General features: G+C 71.3%; 14 protein-coding genes. 5 read left to right on the plus strand and 9 right to left on the minus strand.

Annotated elements, in window-relative coordinates; all coding sequences use genetic code 11:
* Window positions 1-153: 153 nt before the first annotated feature.
* Genes ASG53_RS15865 through ASG53_RS15880 form a run of 4 tightly spaced genes read left to right on the plus strand, consistent with a single transcriptional unit; the run spans window position 154 to window position 4,079 of the window.
* Window positions 154-1,206, plus strand: a complete 1,053-nt coding sequence (locus tag ASG53_RS15865; protein WP_056135595.1) for an ABC transporter ATP-binding protein — start codon at window positions 154-156, stop codon at window positions 1,204-1,206.
* Entirely contained in the window at window positions 1,203-2,063 is an 861-nt protein-coding gene (locus tag ASG53_RS15870; RefSeq protein ID WP_056135599.1) for an ABC transporter permease, read from the plus strand. The genes ASG53_RS15865 and ASG53_RS15870 overlap by 4 nt, the downstream gene beginning before the upstream one ends.
* A 26-nt stretch (window positions 2,064-2,089) precedes the next feature.
* A complete protein-coding gene (locus tag ASG53_RS15875; RefSeq protein ID WP_056135602.1) occupies window positions 2,090-3,442 on the plus strand; it encodes a sensor histidine kinase in 1,353 nt (450 codons plus the stop codon).
* Window positions 3,435-4,079 carry a response regulator transcription factor gene (locus ASG53_RS15880; protein WP_082544121.1) on the plus strand — a complete coding sequence of 215 codons (645 nt, stop codon included), beginning with the start codon at window positions 3,435-3,437 and terminating at the stop codon, window positions 4,077-4,079. Before ASG53_RS15875 ends, ASG53_RS15880 begins: the two co-directional genes overlap by 8 nt.
* Before the next feature lie 261 nt (window positions 4,080-4,340).
* Here the strand turns inward: ASG53_RS15880 and ASG53_RS15885 are convergent, their stop codons facing one another.
* The 5 genes from ASG53_RS15885 to ASG53_RS15905 form a co-directional block, all read right to left on the minus strand.
* Window positions 4,341-6,053: a PP2C family protein-serine/threonine phosphatase gene (locus ASG53_RS15885; RefSeq protein ID WP_056135605.1), complete on the minus strand. Its 1,713-nt coding sequence runs from the start codon at window positions 6,051-6,053 to the stop codon at window positions 4,341-4,343.
* Between the two features lie 250 nt (window positions 6,054-6,303).
* Complete coding sequence (locus tag ASG53_RS15890) at window positions 6,304-7,317, minus strand: LacI family DNA-binding transcriptional regulator (RefSeq protein WP_056135608.1); 1,014 nt, start codon at window positions 7,315-7,317, stop codon at window positions 6,304-6,306.
* Between the two features lie 111 nt (window positions 7,318-7,428).
* Window positions 7,429-8,343, minus strand: coding sequence for a carbohydrate ABC transporter permease (locus tag ASG53_RS15895; protein WP_082544122.1), 915 nt, complete (start codon window positions 8,341-8,343; stop codon window positions 7,429-7,431).
* Between the two features lies 1 nt (window position 8,344).
* On the minus strand, window positions 8,345-9,325 hold the full coding sequence (locus tag ASG53_RS15900) for a carbohydrate ABC transporter permease (RefSeq protein ID WP_082544123.1): 981 nt from the start codon (window positions 9,323-9,325) through the stop codon (window positions 8,345-8,347).
* Between the two features lie 273 nt (window positions 9,326-9,598).
* Window positions 9,599-10,912, minus strand: coding sequence for an ABC transporter substrate-binding protein (locus tag ASG53_RS15905; RefSeq protein WP_056135611.1), 1,314 nt, complete (start codon window positions 10,910-10,912; stop codon window positions 9,599-9,601).
* A gap of 287 nt (window positions 10,913-11,199) precedes the next feature.
* Between ASG53_RS15905 and ASG53_RS15910 the strand changes: the two genes are divergently transcribed.
* A complete protein-coding gene (locus ASG53_RS15910) occupies window positions 11,200-13,272 on the plus strand; it encodes a beta-galactosidase (protein ID WP_056135615.1) in 2,073 nt (690 codons plus the stop codon).
* Window positions 13,273-13,346: 74 nt separating this feature from the next.
* On the opposite strand, the gene ASG53_RS15915 is transcribed toward ASG53_RS15910, so the two are convergent.
* The 4 genes from ASG53_RS15915 to ASG53_RS15930 all read right to left on the minus strand — a co-directional run bounded on the left by ASG53_RS15915 (window position 13,347) and on the right by ASG53_RS15930 (window position 17,708).
* Window positions 13,347-14,804: a serine hydrolase gene (locus tag ASG53_RS15915; protein ID WP_056135618.1), complete on the minus strand. Its 1,458-nt coding sequence runs from the start codon at window positions 14,802-14,804 to the stop codon at window positions 13,347-13,349.
* Between the two features lie 107 nt (window positions 14,805-14,911).
* Window positions 14,912-15,229 (minus strand): hypothetical protein, encoded by a 318-nt coding sequence (locus ASG53_RS15920; RefSeq protein ID WP_056135621.1) that lies wholly within the window; start codon window positions 15,227-15,229, stop codon window positions 14,912-14,914.
* Between the two features lie 40 nt (window positions 15,230-15,269).
* Window positions 15,270-15,602: a hypothetical protein gene (locus ASG53_RS15925; RefSeq protein ID WP_056135624.1), complete on the minus strand. Its 333-nt coding sequence runs from the start codon at window positions 15,600-15,602 to the stop codon at window positions 15,270-15,272.
* A 108-nt stretch (window positions 15,603-15,710) separates the two neighbouring features.
* A complete protein-coding gene (locus ASG53_RS15930) occupies window positions 15,711-17,708 on the minus strand; it encodes a heavy metal translocating P-type ATPase (RefSeq protein ID WP_056135626.1) in 1,998 nt (665 codons plus the stop codon).
* Between the last annotated feature and the right edge of the window lie 46 nt (window positions 17,709-17,754).

Genomic DNA, 17,754 nt, shown 5'->3' on the forward strand with positions numbered 1-17,754 from the left:
TGCAGGAGAACACCCACGGCCGTCGTGGCGCCTCTCGCGGACCGACACCCTCGAGAGGCATGACAGATGTCATGCCCTCACCAGGACTCCCTCACCCCGGACTGGTGAGCGCACGCACTGACCTCTGACCTCGCCCGGCGGGAGGGTAGAGGTATGAGCCAGCACACGACACACAGCCCCGCGCAGAGCGGTGACCTCGTCATCGACGTGCGCGACGCCAGGCGCCGCTACGGCGCACCCGCCTCCAGCCGCAAGGGTGCGTCCCGCGGCTTCGACGCCGTCCGCGGGGTCGACCTCCAGATCCACCGCGGCGAGCTCTTCGCGCTCCTCGGCACCAACGGCGCCGGCAAGACCTCCCTCATGGAGATGATCGAGGGCATCGCCGCCCCGAGCGGCGGCAGCATCCGCGTCCTCGGCAAGGACCCCTTCATGGAGCGTTCCGAGGTCCGCCGGCACACCGGCATCATGCTGCAGGACGCCGGCTTCCCGGCCGACCTCACGGTCAAGGACATGGCCAAGGCCTGGGCCGGGACGCTCACAGACCCGCGCCCGGTGGCCGAGGCCCTCGACCTCGTGGACCTCGGCCACCGCGCAGACGTCGCGATCCAGAGCCTCTCGGGCGGCGAACGGCGCCGCCTCGACCTCGCGCTCGCCGTCATGGGCCGCCCGTCGGTCCTGTTCCTCGACGAGCCGACCACGGGCCTCGACCCGGAGAGCCGCATCGCCGCCTGGGACCTCATCGCCTCGCTGCGCGACGCCGGCACCACGATCATGCTCACGACCCACTACCTCGACGAGGCTGCGCGCCTGGCAGACAGGCTCGCGATCATGCACCACGGGCAGGTGGTCGTGACCGGCACCCAGTCCGAGATCGTCTCCGGCTACCCCTCCCGCATCGGCGCGACCCTCCCGGCCGACGCCCCGCCGCTGCCGCCCGAGCTCGTCCGCGGTCTGCGCGGTGACGGACCCCGCGCGCTCGTCGAGACCGACGACCTCCAGGGCGACCTCACCCGGCTGCTCGCCTGGGCGCAGCAGCACCAGGTCGTGCTCGGCGACCTCGACGCACGGGCCTCGACCCTCGAGCAGGCCTTCCTCTCGATCGCCGCACAGCCACGTATCGACGACCGGCAGCCCGGCCACGACCAGCAGCCCGGCGCCCTGGCGCCGACCACCCTGCGCACAGCACCGAAGGAGCACGCAGCATGAGCACCCTCACCAGCACACCATCCGCCCCGGCGCGCACGTCGTCGGCGCCGACCACCTCGCCCAGCGACCGCAGGCTGTCCCTGCGCCGCACCTGGTCCCTGGCCTCGGCCGAGCTCCGCCTGCTGCTCCGCAACCGGGCGCTGCTCTTCTACTCGGCCGGTCTGCCGATCCTCGCCGGCCTGTTCATGCTCCGCGTCCTCCCCGACTCCGGGGACAGCACGCAGATGCAGGCCACCCGGCTGATCGTCACCATCACCGGCTTCGCGCTGCTCTTCGGCGTCTACTACTCCCTCGTCTCGACCTTCGTCGCCCGCCGCCAGGACCTCGTCCTCAAGCGGCTGCGGTCGGGGGAGAGCTCCGTGCTCGACGTCCTCACGTCGATCTCGCTGCCGTCGATGCTCACGATGATCGTCCAGGCCGTCGTCGCGGCCGTGCTCGCGGCGGTGCTCGTCGACACGTACACACCCGTCAACGTGGCGCTCGTGGTCGTCGCGGTCCTCGGCGGCGGGATCGTCGTCGCGCTGCTCGCCGCTGTGAGCAGCGCCTTCAGCAGCACCGTCGAGTCCGTGCAGGTCACCACCCTGCCGCTCATCCTCGTGCTCATGGCGGCCCCCGGCTTCGCCGTCCCGGCCTCGGTCATGCCCGACACCTTCCTCGCCGTCGCGCGCTTCCTGCCGATGAGCCCCGTCGTCGAGCTCATCGAGCTCGGGATCGCCGGGGTCGACAGGTCGGGTGAGGTCCTCGATCTCGCCGGGACCTTCTCCGCAGCGGCGCTGCCCGTCGCGGTGCTCGTCGCCTGGGGTGCGATCGGTGTCTGGGCGACCATTCGCTACTTCCGCTGGGAGCCGCGCCGCTGACCGGCGCGTGTGACAGGGTGTCACCCGTGGAACTACGCCAGGCCTCGCGTGCGCGACGCAGCCAGACCGACTCCCTCGACCTGCTGATCCGCGGGACGCTCTACTCGATCCTGCTCTTCGAGGTCTTCCTGGTCGCCCAGATCTTCGTGGGCGACCAGGGCGGCCTCGTCGCCGTGGGCGCGCTGCTCGGGCTCGGCCACGGAGTCGTGTGCGGGCTCGTGCTGCGAGGGAGCCTCGGGACCATGCTCCGGGGAGAACCCCTGGACCGTCGTCTCTGGTGGGCGCTCGGGGGAGCGGCGGTCGTCATGGTCGCCGCGATCCTGCTGCTCCGGGGCGGCGAGAACCTCGCCGGCTCGATCCGGCTGTCGTTGCTCGTCGTCGGGTCGTTCTCGCTCTACGCGATCTCCCCGGTCTGGTCGGCGCGGCGGCTCACCGTCGCCTCGCTGGTCCTGTCCGGAGTCGTCCTCGCCCTGACCACCGGTGACGCCGCTGCCGGTGACGCCCTCGTGGTGGTCGTCGCCTTCGCGGTCCTCTGGCCCCTCTTCGTCGTGGTCGTCGCCGGGCGCATGACCTGCTGGATGCTGCTGCTCGTCTGGCAGCTCGACGCGGCCCGGACCGCGCAGGCCCAGCTCGCCGTCGCCGAAGAACGCCTGCGCTTCTCCCGCGACCTGCACGACGTCGTCGGGCGGACCCTGTCCGTCGTCGCGGTCAAGAGCGAGCTGGCCGCCGAGCTCGCCCGGCGCGGCCTCGACGGGGCCGCCGAGCAGATGCTCGAGGTCCGGCAGATCGCCCAGGACTCGCTCCGCGAGGTCCGCACCCTCGCCGTCGGGTACCGCACGGCGGACCTCGACGCAGAGCTCGCGGGGGCGCGGTCGTTGCTCCGATCGGCTGGCATCGACGCCCGGACGACCATGCTCGCCGAGCTCCCCGGACCGGCCGAGCGCGAGGTGCTCGCCTGGGTCGTCCGGGAGACGACCACCAACGTGGTGCGCCACTCGGACGCCCGCCGGTGCACGCTCGACCTCATGCAGGGCGACGACGACACCACGGTGCTGCTCGTCGTCACGAACGACGGCATCGCGCCCGACGCGTCGGCACCGGTCAGCGGGACTGGCCTCACCGGGCTGCGCGAGCGGCTCTCGGCCGTCGGCGGTCGGCTCGACGTGCGGGTCGAGGGCGGGACCTTCGTCGTCTCCGCGACGGTCCCCGGCCTTGCGGACAGTGCAGGAGATCACGCCGAGCGCTCGGGTACTGCTACCCGGGACGCTGACTGGCGCAGCCCGGTGCCCTTCGAGCCGACCAGTCCCACTGTCTCGACCGACGCGACCGACCCCACCGACGCGACCGACCCCACCGACGGAGCCACACCCCGTGACTGACACCCCGACCCCTGCGGGACCCGCGCCGACCACCATCCGGGTGCTGCTCGCCGACGACGAGAACCTCATCCGCACGGCCGTCGCCACGCTGCTCGGTCTCGAGGACGACCTCGACGTCGTCGCCCAGGCGGCGACGGGCGACGAGGCGCTCGCCGTCGCGCTCCGCACGTCCCCCGACGTCGCGGTGCTGGACCTCCAGATGCCCGGCCTCGACGGCATCGAGGTCGCCGAGCGTCTCGCGGCCCAGCTCCCCGGGTGTCGCTGCATCATCGTCACGAGCCACGGCCGGCCCGGGTACCTCAAGCGCGCGCTCGCCGTCGGGGTCCGCGGCTTCTTGCCCAAGACCGCCTCGGCCCTCGTCGTCGCCGACGTCATCCGCTCGGTCCACGCCGGCGGACGCTACGTCGACCCCGAGCTCGCCGCCGAGGCGATCGCGTCGGGTGACAGCCCGCTCACGGCCCGCGAGGCCGACGTCCTCGCGCTCGCCGCAGACGGGTCCCCGGTCGACGAGATCGCCGTGCGGGTGTCGCTGTCGGTCGGGACTGTCCGCAACTACCTGTCGACGGCCGTCATGAAGCTCGGCGTCTCCAACCGCCACGAGGCCGCCGCGACGGCCCGCCGCCACGGCTGGATCTGACCCCGACCCACCGGTCCGGCCCTGCCCGGCTCTCCTGCCCTGTGCTGACCTGACCTGCCCGGCTCCACCCAGCGAGATCGTGACTTCGGAGCGAGATCGTGACCTGCAAGGGTCGATCTCGCTCCGAAGTCACGATCTCGACCACGCGGGGAGGCGCGGGAATCGTCTGCCTCAGCTCAGCTCCGCTCAGCTCAGCTCAGCTCAGCTCAGCTCCGCTCAGCTCAGCTCAGCTCCGCTCCGCTCAGCCCTGCCCTGTGCGGCTCAGCTGCCGGGCTGCTGGTCGGGTCCGAGCACGCGCACGACGACCAGCGCCACGTCGTCTGCGGTCGACGGTGCGAGGGTGGACAGGATGTGGTCTCCGAGCTCGGTGACACCCCGTGCCTGCCCGTGCGACAGTGCGGCACGCAGCGCGGCGAAGCCGGTCGAGAGGTGCTCGTCGCGGCGCTCGACAAGACCGTCCGTGTACAGCACGAGGGTGTCGCCCGGGTCGAGGTCGATCTCGTGCTGCGTGCGTGCCAGGTCTGTGCGGACCCCGAGGATCGGGTCGTTGCGCCGCTGGAGCAGCTCGACAGACCCGTCGGCCCGTACGACGGCCGGGTAGGGGTGGCCGGCGTTGGTCCACAGGACCGTGCGCGCACCGGGGCGCGGGCCGTCGCACGCAGGCTTGACCTGGGCGAGGACGGCTGTCGCGGTGACGTGCGGTCCCAGTGCGAGGCCGGCGATCGCGGTGTCGGTCCGCTCGAAGACCCGAGCCGGGTCCTGCTCGCTGTCGAAGGCGATCGCACGGATCAGCCCTCGCAGCTGCCCCATCGCGGCGGCGGCCTCGTCGTCGTGCCCGGTGACGTCCCCGATCACCAGGGTCGCGCAGCCGTCCTTGGTGATGAAGGAGTCGTACCAGTCGCCGCCGATCTGCAGGTCGTCGCGGGACGGCTCGTACCAGGCCACCAGGTCGAGGCCCTCGGGGCGGGCTGGCGTGGTGAGCATCGAGCGTTGGAGGGCGAGCGACGTGGTGCGGGTCTGACGCTCGTGCGCCTCGGCGAGGGCGGTCCGTGCGTCTCGGGCGTCGAGGGTCGACTGCTGCGCGTTGACGGCCCGGAGCGCTCCGGCGATCGAGGCGGCGATCAGCTCGACGAAGCTCACCAGCGACTGGTCTACTGGGCGCAACGGGCTGCCTTCGACGAGGACCAAGCCTGCGGCCTCGGCGCCGTCCTCGACGACGAGCGGCACGACCACGTTGTGGTTCACGCAGAGGGGTTCGAGCGTGCGCAGCGCCCGTGCGTGGTAGAGGCCGAGGGGTTCGTCGAAGTCGAGACTCGGGTCGCTGTCCCTGACGGGGCGCAGCCGACCGTCCTCCGCGAGCAGGATCGACGCGTGTGCGACGTCGGAGCAGTGCCCCAGCACGTCGAGCGCGATCGACGTGCGCTCGGCCGCGTCCCCCCGTGCAGTCTGGAGGCGACGGTGCAGCTCGTCCAGGGTCCGCAGCCTGCGCAGCGCGACCACGTGCTCGGTGGTCTCGGTGCCGAGGGTCAGCACCCCGGACACCTCACCTGCGGAGTCGACCAGCGGGCTGTACGAGAAGGTGAAGAACGTCTCCTCCTCGAAGCCCGACCTGTCGAAGAGCATCCGCAGGTCACGTCCGCCGACAGGCTCCCGGGACGACATGACGTGCTCGAACATCGGTCCGACGGTGTCCCACGCCTCGGGGACGACCTCCCGCAGCGGTGACCCGAGCGCCCCGACCTGCTTCGTCGCGCCGAGCATGTCGCGATAGGCGTCGTTGAAGATCATGGTGTGCTCAGGGCCCCAGGTGACGAGGGCCGGGAAGTCTGTCGCGAGGCACATGCGGACGGCGTGGCGCAGACCGTCGTCCCACGTCGACGGCTCGCCGAGCGGTGTCAGGTGCCACGGGTGCTCGAGGGCCGCCCGCCCGCACTCGCTGCGCAGCGCCGTCGGCGCGAACCATCCAGAGATCACGACGGCACCCTACCGGCCGCCCCCGACACCGCCGGCGACGCAGCGCCGGCCCCGTCCCGTCCTGCCACCCCGTCCCGTCCCGCGAGATCGTGACTTCGGAGCGAGATCGTGACGTCCAAGGGTCGATCTCGCTCCGAAGTCACGATCTCGACCGGGCGCCGGGCGCCGGGCGGCGGGGTTGGGGGGGAGGGAGTCAGGGGAGGGGGCGGGGTTGGGGGGGAGGGGAGGCAGAGGGGAAGGGAGCCAGGGGTCAGGCGGACTCGCGCCGCACCAGCGTCGCGGGCAGCGTCACCGCGGCGGGCTCCTGGCCGTCGACGACTTCGAGGAGCAGGCGGACCATCTCGGAGGAGATCCGCTCGAAGGGCTGGCGCATCGTCGTGAGCGGCGGGTCGAGGGTCGCGGCGAGGCCTGAGTCGTCGAAGCCGCCGACGGCGACGTCGCCCGGGATCGACCGGCCGGAGTCCTTGATCGCGGTCATCGCACCCGCGGCCATGAGGTCGGAGGCGACGAACACCGCGTCGAGGTCGGGGCGGGCCTCGAGGAGCTCGGCCATCGCGGCGCGGCCGCCCTCGCGGGAGTAGTCGCCGTGCCGGACGAGGGTCTCGTCGTACCTCTCGCCGAGCGCCTCGCGGTAGCCGGCGAGGCGCATGGTCCCACCGGGGGTGTCGAGCGGTCCGGTGACCGTCGCGATCCGCGTGCGACCCGAGTCGACCAGGTGCTGCGTCATCTTGCGGGCCCCGCCGACGTCATCGGCCGAGACGTACCCCACGGAGTCTTCGTAGCCGATCGGCACACCACAGGCGATCACCGGGATCTCGGCGCGCAGCAGGGACTTCACCATGGGGTTGTCGCGGTGGGAGGAGATGAGCAGCACGCCGTCGACGTGACCGGCGGTGATGTAGTCGGTGATCCGTCGGCGCTCTTCCGTGGTGCCCGCGACCATGAGCAGCAGCGGCATCTCGCGCTGCCCGAGGGCCTCGGCGGCGCCGCGCAGCAAGATCGAGAAGGTGGGGTCCTCGAAGAGCAGGTGCTGGGGCTCTGTGAGCAGGAAGGCGATCGAGTTGGAGCGGCCCGTCGCGAGCGAGCGGGCGTGCTGGTTCATGGAGTACCCGGTGGTGCGGATCGCCTCCTGGACCGCGGTCAGCGCCTCGGGGGACACCCAGTGGCCGCCGTTGATCACCCTGGAGACCGTCCCGCGGGAGACCCCCGCTGCCGCCGCGACGTCGCGGATTGTCGGGCGCTTGCGCGCGGTGCGTGCTTCCATCTCGGGTTCCACGTTCCAGACTCTAGGTCAACAGGTGTCAACAGGTGGCACCTGGTGGTGCCACGAGGCGCAGGGGAGCGGGTGACCGCACCCCTGCGCCGGTCGTGCGGGTCAGCTCTTGACGGCGCCGGCGGCGAGGTCGACCTGCCAGTAGCGCTGCAGCGTGAGGAACAGCGCGATGAGCGGGAGGATCGACAGCAGGGCGCCGGTGATGACCGAGGTGTACATCGCGGGCTGCGAGGCCCCCTGGTTGAGCAGGCCCGAGAGGCCCACGGTGAGCGGGAACAGCTTGTCGTCGCCGAGCATGATGTTCGGCAGCATGTAGTTGTTCCAGATCCCGACGAACTGGAACAGGAACACCGTCACCAGGCCGGGGAGCATCATCGGCACGGCCATCGTCCGGAAGATCCGGAAGTCCTTGGCGCCGTCGGTCCGGGCCGCCTCGATGACGTCGTCGGGGACCGACGCCGCCGCGTAGATGCGCGCGAGGTAGATGCCGTAGGGGCTGATGATGCTCGGCAGCAGGACCGACCAGTACGTGTTGGTCATGCCGAGCTTGGCGAGGAGCAGGTACTGCGGGATCGCGAGGACGACAGCCGGCACGAGCACCCCGGCGAGCAGGGTGTTGAAGACGGCCTTCTTGCCCGCGAAGCTGTACTTGGCGAGGCCGTATCCGGCCATCGCCGAGACGACGACCGAGAGCAGCGCGCCGACGCCCGCGTAGAGACCTGTGTTGAGCATCCAGCGCCAGAACAGGCCGCCGCGGTAGGCCGACAGCTCGGAGATGTTGTCGACCAGGTGGGACGACGGTGCGAAGGTGAAGGTCGAGAACAGCTCGGCCGCGCTCTTCGACGAGGCGACGAGCACCCAGGCGACGGGCAGCAGGCAGTACGCCGCGCCGATCAGCAGGATGATCGTGCCGCCCCAGCCGATGCGCGGGCGACGGGTCGGGCGCACGACGGAGTGCTGGAGGGCGGAGGAGCCACGGGTGCGCGAGCTCGTCCTGGAGGGGGTCGTGGTGCTCATGTCACTTCTCCTGGCTGAAGGCACGGCTCTGCACGAGGCGCAGGAACCCGAACGAGAGGATGAACGTCGCGGCCGCGATGATGATCGACGTGGCGGCGGCCGAGTAGAGGTCGTCACGCGTGAAGGCGTCGCGGTAGACCTTCATGAGGGGCGACCACGTGGTCGAGATGGTGTTGGTCAGCGGGCGCAGCGTCGTGGGCTCGGCGAAGACCTGGAGTGTCGCGATCATCGAGAAGACGAAGGTCATGATGAGCGACGGCGTGACGATCGGGACCTTGATGCGCAGCGCGATGGTGCGCTCGTTGGCGCCGTCGATCCGCGCAGCCTCGTAGATGTCCGTCGGGATCGCCTTGAGCGAGGTGTAGATGACGATCATGTTGAAGCCGACACCGCCCCAGAGCGCGATGTTCGCGATCGCGAAGAGCACGAGGTCGGAGGAGAGCAGCGAGGGGGCGTCCCAGCCGAGCTTCTCGAAGACGTAGTAGAACGGGCTGACCGCGGGCAGGTAGAGGAAGCCCCAGAGCAGCGACGAGATGACCGCCGGGACCGCGTAGGGCAGGAAGATCGAGATGCGGCTGAAGCCCTTGGCCCGCGCACCGCGCGAGTCGAGCAGCAGGGCGAAGAGCAGCGCGAGGACGATCATCGTCGGCACGAGCAGCAGTCCGTAGAGGCCGACCCGTCCGACGCTCGAGAGGAACTCCGGGTCGCTCAGGGCCCGGGAGTAGTTGGCGAACCCGGCCCAGCTCTCGGTCCGCGCCCCGGCCCCGAGGCCGAGCCCGGACACCTTGACGGTCCGCAGGCTGAGGTAGGCGGCGTAGCCGATGGGCAGGGCCATGAAGATGACGAAGAGTGCGATGGCCGGAGCGAGGAAGCCCCAGGCGGGCAGGTCACGGGTGCCCTTGCTGCGGCCCCGGCGTGCGGTCGGGAGGGGTCCGGGGGCCCCGGGTGTCGGCGGGGCGAGCTTCTGGGTGGTCGGCGGCATGAGAGTCGTACTCCTACAGAGCGAGGGGGGTCGGCGTGCGCGCGGTGCGCCGGAGTCGAGTGCCCGGCGCAGGGCCGGGCCGTGCCGCGGGGCGTCGCTGACGCGATACCCCGCGGGGAGGGTGCTGCTGAGGGTGCTGCTCGAGCGGTCGGCCGTGCCGCTGGGGCCGACCGGGTGGTGCGGGTCGTGCGGTGGTGCGAGTCGTGCGGGTGGTGCTGGTGCCGGTCGAGCAGCCGCTGGACCGCGGTGACTGCTCGACCGGCTACGCAGCGACTACTCGGCGACCGAGAACCCGGAGTTCTTGAGGTCCTCGACCGTGGTGGTCTGCATCGACTCGATGCCCTCGACGAACCCTGCGGCCGAGCGGGACTCGGCTGCCTTGCCGAAGGCGTCGTTGAAGGCCGAGTAGGCGACGTTGACGTTCGGGCCGTAGGTGAAGGGGTTGGCCGTGCCGGCCGTCTCGGCGACGATCTCGTAGAAGTCGGGCTGGTTGGCGAAGAAGGCCGGCGGGTCGGTCAGCGCGGTCGACTGCCCGGGGATGTCGGCCGGGTAGATGCCGGAGACGTCCGCGAGGGCGGCGACGCCCTCCTCGGAGGTGTTCATCCAGGTGATGAACTCGACGGCCTGCTCGGCGTGCTCGGACTGCGTGGTCACCGCGGTGGCCGAGCCGCCCCAGTTGCCTGTCGCGGGGGCCGAGGCGTCCCACTGCGGCATCGGAGCCATCTTCCACAGGCCCTCGGTGTCGGGGGCGTTGCCGGCGAGGACGCCGGGTGCCCAGACGGCGCTGAGCCAGCCGACCTGCGAGCCGTCGTTGAGCGCGGCGTTCCACTCGGGGGTGTACATCGGCTTGTTGTCGATCGTGCCCGCCTCGACGAGGTCGCCCCAGTACTGCGCGACCTTGAGGGTGGCCTCGTCGTCGATGTCGACGGTCCACGACTCGCCGTCGATGCCCCACCACGAGGCGCCGGCCTGCTGCGCGAGGCCCGTGAAGGATCCGGCGTCTGTCGCCGAGAAGGTCCCGAGGTACTTGGACGGGTCGGCCGTGTGCAGCTGAGCGGCGACGTCCGCGTACTCGTCCCAGGTGGTCGGGACGGCGAGGCCCATGTCCTCGAAGATGTCCGCGCGGTAGTAGAACTGCATGGGCCCGGAGTCCTGCGGGATCCCGTAGACCGCGTCGGTCCCGAGGGTCACAGAGTTCCACACGCCGTCCGCGAAGTGGCCCGAGAGGTCGTCGCCGACCTCGGCCGAGACGTCCGCGAGGGCGTCGGCCGAGACCATCGTCGGGATGGCCTGGTACTCGGCCTGCATGATGTCGGGTGCGCCGCTGCCGGCCTTGATGGCCGTGAGCAGCTTGGTGACGGCTGCGTCGCCGCCGTCCTGCTTGTTGACCGTCACCTGGATGTCGGGGTTCGCCTCGTTCCAGATGTCGACGACAGCCTCCATCTCCGGGGCCCACGTCCAGAACGTGAGGTTCACGGGGCCGTCGCCGGAGGCGCTGTCGGAGTCGCTCCCGCAGGCGGCGACGCCGAGGGTGAGTGCTGCGATCGTCACCGCAGCTGCGGTGAGTCGTGTGCGGGCCAGACGCATGTGTCCTCCTTGATCGTCACCTCCGCTTCGTCGCTGAGGTGGGGTACGACGTCGTACTCAGAAACGCCACTGTACCTGTGACCGGTCACAGTACCGGCACACTCCTGCTGGTTGTCAAACATCAGAAAATAGTGTTACCTCGTCGTTGCACAGCGATGTCGAAGTCTGTGAGCGCGCACAGGTGCGAGCACAGGGGAGCACAGGTCAGCGGGTCTAGGGCGCAGGAGCCCGGAGCCGCACGTCGCTGAGAGATCCACGTCAACCGCCGCCTGTCGGCAAGGAGAGCCATGAGCGAGTCCACCGCCGTCCGCACCGCAGGAGCCCCAGCAGGCTGGCTCCCGGGTGTGGGAACCATCAGCTACGGCGGGGACTACAACCCCGAGCAGTGGCCCGAAGAGGTCTGGGTCGAGGACGTCGCCCTCATGCGTGAGGCCGGGGTCAACCTGGTGAGCGTGGGCATCTTCTCGTGGGCCCGGCTCGAGCCGACCGAGGGCGTCTTCGACTTCGAGTGGCTCGACAGGCTCTTCGACCTGCTGCACTCGGCAGGGATCCGGGTCGACCTCGGCACCCCGACCGCCGCCCCGCCCGCCTGGTTCTACGCCACGTACCCCGACTCGCGCGTCGTCACCCGCGACGGCGTCGTGCTGGGCCACGGCTCGCGCGGCATGGTCAGCCCGTCCTCTCCCGACTACCGCCGGGCCTGCGCACGCATCACCCGCGCGCTCGGCGAGCGCTACGGCTCCCACCCGGCCCTCGCGCTGTGGCACGTCCACAACGAGTACGGCGCACCCGTCTCGGACAGCTACGACGAGCACAGCGTCCGTGCGTTCCGCACGTGGCTGCAGGCGCGCCACGGGTCGCTCGACGCCCTCAACGCCGCGTGGGGCACGGCCTTCTGGGGTCAGACCTACGGCGAGTGGGACCACATCGGTGCGCCGGCCACGTCGGCGAGCGTCGTCAACCCGGCGCAGCGCCTCGACTTCGCGCGCTTCACCTCCGACGCGCTGCTCGCGTGCTTCACGGCCGAGCGGGACATCCTGCACGAGCTCTCACCCGGCGTCCCGGTGACGACCAACTTCATGGCGACGAGCTGCCCGTCGATGGACCTGTGGCGCTGGGCGCGCGAGGTCGACATCGTGACCAACGACCACTACCTGACGGCCGCCGAGGTCCGCAACCACGTGACCCTCGCCCTCGACGCCGACCTCACGCGGTCCCTCGCGGGCGGCAAGCCGTGGATCCTCATGGAGCACTCGACCTCGGGCGTGAACTGGCAGCCGCGGAACGTCGCCAAGCGCCGCGGCGAGATGGCACGCAACGCGTTGTCCCACCTCGGTCGCGGGGCTGACGGCATCCTCTTCTTCCAGTGGCGCGCCTCGCGCTCGGGCGCGGAGAAGTTCCACTCCTCGATGCTGCCCCACGCCGGCACGTCGAGCCGGGTGTGGAAAGAGGTCGTCGAGCTCGGCGGCACCCTGGCCGACCTCGCCGAGCTGCGCGGCTCGCAGGTGCACGCCGACGTCGCGATCCTCTGGGACTGGGAGTCGTTCTGGGCGCAGGACCTCGAGTGGAGACCGAGCGTCGACCACTCGCACCGCGAGCGCATCGTCGCCTTCTACGACCAGCTGTGGCGCGACGACGTCACGGCTGACCTGGTCCACCCTGAGGCCGACCTCAGCGGGTACAGGCTCGTGCTCGCCCCCGCGTCGTACCTGCTGACCGACGCGGCGGCGGCGAACCTCACGTCCTACACGGCTGCCGGCGGGACGCTGGCCGTCTCGTGCTTCTCCGGGCTGGTCGACGAGAACGACGCCGTGCGTGCCGGTGGCCTGGTCGCTGCGCTGCACGACGTGCTGGGTGTCCGGGTCGACGAGCTGCTCCCGCTGCGCGAGGGCGACTCGATGACGCTGGCCGGCGGACGATTCGAGGGTGCTGCGGCTGACGTCTGGGCCGAAGACCTCGTGGTCACGACGGCCGACGTCGTGGCCACCTACGTGGACGGCCCCGCCGAGGGCGAGGCGGCGATCACCCGCAACGTGCACGGCGAGGGTGCCGCCTGGTACACCTCGACGCGCCTGACCGGTGCGTCGCTGACCACCTTCCTCGACGGCGCCTACGCCGACGCGGGGATCGTCCCGGACCGCACGCTGCCCGACGAGGTCGAGGTCGTGCGCCGCAGGTCGGTCGACGGGTCCACGGAGTTCACCGTGGTGCTCAACCACGGGACCGAGGACGTCGTGGTCCCCGGGGCCGGTCAGGTGCTCGTGGGTGACGAGGTCGACGGCGAGGTCTTCGTGCGGGCCGGTGGCTCCGCCGTCGCCCGGGCCGACGTGGCGGCCGGATCGGTGATCACCGAGGCCTGACAGGCTCGGCGGACGCCGGGGCCCAGGGCAGAGCAGAGCCCGACGTCGGAGGTCCGACGTCGGGCTCTGCGGTGTCACGACCCGTACAGCCCGAAGGCGTCCTCGGCGAGGGAGAACAGGTCGACGGGGGCGGGCAGGGCGAGGGGGTCGTCGGTCGCGAGCTGGAGGCTCACCACGACGGTCTCCCCGTCGGCGGTCTCGGCCAGCCACGACCCGGCGATCTCACCGGGCGCGTTGCCGCCCTTGAAGGCGACGTAGGGCCAGTCGGCCTCGTCGAGGGTGATCCCGGTGTTCGCCGACAGGATGTCGCGGACGGGCTCGCCGGCCTCCGTGCCCGCCATGGTCTGCAGGCCGGCGTGCGCGGAGCAGAGGTCGGCGGCCGTGGCGAACCAGTCGAGGCCGTCGTCCCAGCGGGGGGTCGTGACAGACATCGGGTCGATGTCGAGCACGCCCGTTGGCACCTCGCCCTGCAGCGCCTCGCGCGCGTCCACGTCGAGGTCGGTCCAGCCCGGGACGGACTCCGGGGCACCCCAGCCGAACCAGAAGAGGTCGCGCGTGGTGAGCAGCGGGGTGTTGAGCGCCGGGTCGTGGTGTCCCATGTCGCCCATCGCGGAGACGACGGCGTCGCGGCCCACCGTGCTGATGAGCAGGTCTGTCGCGGTGTTGTCGCTGATCGAGATCATGCCGGCCGCTGCCTGCTGGACTGTCACGGTGGTCCCGGCCGGCTGGTCCTGCAGGGTGCCCGAGGGCAAGGACTTGAGGTCGTCGGTGAGGGTGAGCTCGGTGTCCCAGGTGAGGGTGCCGTCGGCGACGGCCGTCACCACGGCCCCGAGGACGTAGAGCTTGACGATCGACCCGACAGGCATCGGCGTGGCCGTCTCGCCGGCCTGGTGGACGGGTGTGCACAGACCGGCCTCGTCGACCGTCGACACCTGGAGCGAGTGGTCGACGCCGGTGTCGCCGAGCAACGAGTCCAGCTCGTCCCAGCTCGCGGCCGGTGCGCGGTCGGGGTTGCTCCCGGGCGCGAAGAACAGGGTCGTCACCTGACCGGCCTCGTCGGTCGCGACCTGCATCTCGAGGTAGGTCCCGGCCGTGTCGACGATCGTCACCGAGACGGCTGACCCTTCACCAGCGACAGCCCGAGGCGTCCACGGGCCTGTCGCGGCGAGCGCTGTCAGGGTCGCCGCGAGGTCCTCGGCGCTCATCTCGGCAAGCACAGCCTCGGAGACGCGGGCCGTGATCTCGTCGGCGCTCACGGTGGTCTCGGGGTCGAGCTGCTCGAGGAACCAGGCGGCCTGCTCTCCCGCGGGGCCCTCGGGGAGCTCGGCGGGCTCGGAGGTCGGTTCTTCGACAGGGGTCGAGGCTGTCGACGTGCTCGAGGCCGTCGACGTGGGCTCGGTCTCGCTGTCGTCGGAGGAGGAGCACCCGGTGAGGACGAGTGCGGCCGCCAGCGTGGCGGCTCCAGGGGCTCGGAGCGATCCGGCTCGGAGCGGTCGGTCAGGGCGCGGGCTGGGCAGTGGCGTCCGTGGCATCGCTCGACGCTATCAAGTTCCACGGCTCTGCGCCGAGGGGACCGCGCGACAGGGGACCTGCCGTGCGGCACCTCCGGCGCGGCGCTCGTACGTCACGTCGTCCCAGGTCAGCCGATCGCCTCGACCGCGGACTGGGCTCGCCGCAGCGAGTCCTGGGCGCTCGCGTCGCTGTCGGTCAGCGCGCGGCGCAGGGCCTGGACGATCCCGCGGACCTCCGCGGCGACCGTCGCCCAGCGCTGCTCCTGCGCCTGGTAGTCACCGGAGACACCTGTGGCCTCGTAGTCGGCCATCGCGTCCCGGACGTCGGCTGAGCGCTGGTCCATCAGACCGTCGAGCCGCGCTGCCACCCTGTCGAAGTTCTCCTGAGCAGCCGTCGATGCTGCGGTGTCGTAGTCCCTGCGGTCTGTCGTGCTCGTCGTGCTCATCGTCGTCGTCTCCTGAGGTCGGTGGTCAGCAGGTCTGTGGTCAGCGGCCAGAGAACCGCGCGGAGGCGAAGGACGCGCTGCCCTCGGTCGCCCGGGTCTCGTCGGCCATCGTCTGGTCGCCCTCGGTGAAGGCGCGGTCCATCCCGCCGATGCCCACGAGCACGGATGCGAGAGCCGCGTCGAGCTCGACGGCGATCTCCTCGGTGCGTCGCCGGAACCTGTCGAAGGCCTGCCGGCCAGCGCCGTGGAAACGCCCCTCGAGCGGCTCGGCCGCCGCGGAGAGCTCCCGGACGACGGCGCCGAGGTCGTCGCTCGACGTCGACGTCTTCCGTGCGAGCGCCGTCAGCACGCCTGCCCCCATCGCAAACTTCATGCCCTGCTCCTGCCGTGACAGGGCGGCGACCTCGGACCGGTCGCTGCCGTTGCACCGACACTAGGAGCGCGCAGCGGTGCGCGGACGTTGTCCACAGGGACGAGATCTTCAACCCCGGGAGCCGACGGACGTCAGGCTGGGCCTGGAGCGCTGGTCGACCGCGTCGTGGCCGCTGCTGCGCAGGAGGCGCATCGCGTTGACGATCACCACCAGGACAGAGGCCTCGTGGACGAGCATGCCGACAGACATGGTCAGCCCCCCTGCGACGACGCCGGCCAGCAGCAGCACGACCGTGGCCAGGGCGACGACGATGTTCTGCCTCATCACCGCCACGGTCCGTCGGGCCAGGCTGATCGCCTCAGGCAGCCTGAGCAGGTCGTCACCCATCAGTGCGATGTCGGCGGTCTCCACGGCCGCCGCGGAGCCTGCTGCCCCCATCGCCACGCCGATGTCTGCCGCCGCCAGGGCAGGGGTGTCGTTGACCCCGTCGCCGACCATGGCCACGGTGCGGCCCTGCCGCTGCAGCTGCTCGACCACGTCCAGCTTGTCCTCGGGGAGCAGCGCGGCGTGGACCTCGTCGATCCCGGTGGCCTTCCCGACAGCCTCGGCGACCAGCCGGTTGTCCCCGGTGAGCATGACGACCTTCGTGACGCCGGCCCTGTGCAGCATCGAGACGGCCTCAGCGGCGTCCGCGCGGACCTGGTCGGCGACGGCGAGGACGCCGATCACGGAGCCGTCGACGGCCACCGTCATGGGCGTCTTGCCGTCGGCGGCGAGCGCCGCGGCGACCTGGGAGGCTCCGCGGGCGTCGGCCACCCCGTACCGCTCGAGCAGCAGCGGGCTGCCGACGAGCACCCGGTGACCGTCGACCTCGGCCATGATGCCCATGCCGGGCACCGGGACCACCGTGCCCGGTATCTCTGAGGGACCGACCCCGTCCTCGTCCGCAGCCGCCAGGACGGGACGTGCCAGCGGGTGCTCGGACCCGGCCTCGGCGGCCGCAGCCCAGCGCAGCACGTCGGCACGACCCAGGCGCGGGTCCAGGACCACCACGTCGGTCAGGCGGGGCCGGCCTTCGGTGAGCGTCCCGGTCTTGTCCATGGCGACCACGGAGATCTTCGCCGAGGTCTCGAGGAACTCACCACCCTTGATGAGGATCCCTCGACGAGCGGCCCGGCCGATGCCGGCGACGATCGCGACGGGGATCGAGACGACCAGCGCGCCGGGGCACCCGATGACCAGCAGGGTCAGCGCGAGGACCACGTCACCCGTGACGACGCCGGCCGCCACGGCGAGCACCATCACGGCGGGTGTGTACCACCTGGAGAACCTGTCCATGAAGGCCTGCGTGCGGGCCTTGGCGTCCTGGGCCTCTTCGACGCGGTGGATGATGCGGGCGAGGGTGGTGTCTGCTCCGGTCCCGGTGGCCTGCACCCGCAAGAAGCCTGCTCGGGAGATCGTCCCTGCGTAGACGCGGTCACCTCTGGACTTCTCGGCCGGTATCGACTCGCCCGTGATGGACGCCTCGTCGACCGCGCCGGTCCCGTCCAGGACCTCTCCGTCGACAGGGACCTTCGTGCCGTTCTTGACCAGGACCACCTCGCCGACCCTCACCTGCGCCGCAGGGATCTCCAGCTGCTCGCCGTCGCGGACGACGACGGCGTGGTCCGGGGCCACCGCGACCAGCTCGGCCAGGGCGGAGCGCGTCTTGCCCAGGGTCGCGGCCTCGAGGGCGTGACCTGTCGCGAACAAGAACGTGACTGCCGCAGCCTCCCAGAAGTTGCCGATCACCACGGCCCCGATCGCCGCAGCCGCCACGAGCAGGTCGATCCCGACGACCCTGGCGACCAGTGCGCGCAGGGCCGTGATGGTGATCCCCCAGCCGGCGGTGACCGCGGCGGCCAGCATGACGGCGTCCGCGAGGGTGAAGACCGTGCCGGGGCCTGTGGCGTGCTCACCGGCATCGAGCCACCACTGCGGGCTCAGCGTGACGTCACCCGCGCCTCCCGCCGACTGCCTGAGGACGAAGGAGACCAGGACGAGCACCCCTGACACGACGGGCGTCGACCAGTCCCCGTGGACCCATCTCTCGAACCTGCTCCCCATCGGAGCACCACCTCTCTGCGGGGCGCGCCGGTCGCCCGGCGCGCCT

Origin of the sequence: Sanguibacter sp. Leaf3, assembly GCF_001425965.1 — a bacterium.
Lineage (GTDB): Bacteria > Actinomycetota > Actinomycetes > Actinomycetales > Cellulomonadaceae > Sanguibacter > Sanguibacter inulinus.

What these genes read in the sequence shown, in the direction of transcription:
- ASG53_RS15865 (WP_056135595.1), top strand. Translation starts at nt 154, where the DNA reads ATGAGCCAGCACACGACACACAGCCCCGCGCAGAGCGGTGACCTCGTC.
- ASG53_RS15870 (WP_056135599.1), top strand. Translation starts at nt 1,203, where the DNA reads ATGAGCACCCTCACCAGCACACCATCCGCCCCGGCGCGCACGTCGTCG.
- ASG53_RS15890 (WP_056135608.1), bottom strand. Translation starts at nt 7,317, where the DNA reads ATGGAAGCACGCACCGCGCGCAAGCGCCCGACAATCCGCGACGTCGCG.
- ASG53_RS15895 (WP_082544122.1), bottom strand. Translation starts at nt 8,343, where the DNA reads ATGAGCACCACGACCCCCTCCAGGACGAGCTCGCGCACCCGTGGCTCC.
- ASG53_RS15900 (WP_082544123.1), bottom strand. Translation starts at nt 9,325, where the DNA reads ATGCCGCCGACCACCCAGAAGCTCGCCCCGCCGACACCCGGGGCCCCC.
- ASG53_RS15905 (WP_056135611.1), bottom strand. Translation starts at nt 10,912, where the DNA reads ATGCGTCTGGCCCGCACACGACTCACCGCAGCTGCGGTGACGATCGCA.
- ASG53_RS15910 (WP_056135615.1), top strand. Translation starts at nt 11,200, where the DNA reads ATGAGCGAGTCCACCGCCGTCCGCACCGCAGGAGCCCCAGCAGGCTGG.
- ASG53_RS15915 (WP_056135618.1), bottom strand. Translation starts at nt 14,804, where the DNA reads ATGCCACGGACGCCACTGCCCAGCCCGCGCCCTGACCGACCGCTCCGA.
- ASG53_RS15920 (WP_056135621.1), bottom strand. Translation starts at nt 15,229, where the DNA reads ATGAGCACGACGAGCACGACAGACCGCAGGGACTACGACACCGCAGCA.
- ASG53_RS15925 (WP_056135624.1), bottom strand. Translation starts at nt 15,602, where the DNA reads ATGAAGTTTGCGATGGGGGCAGGCGTGCTGACGGCGCTCGCACGGAAG.
- ASG53_RS15930 (WP_056135626.1), bottom strand. Translation starts at nt 17,708, where the DNA reads ATGGGGAGCAGGTTCGAGAGATGGGTCCACGGGGACTGGTCGACGCCC.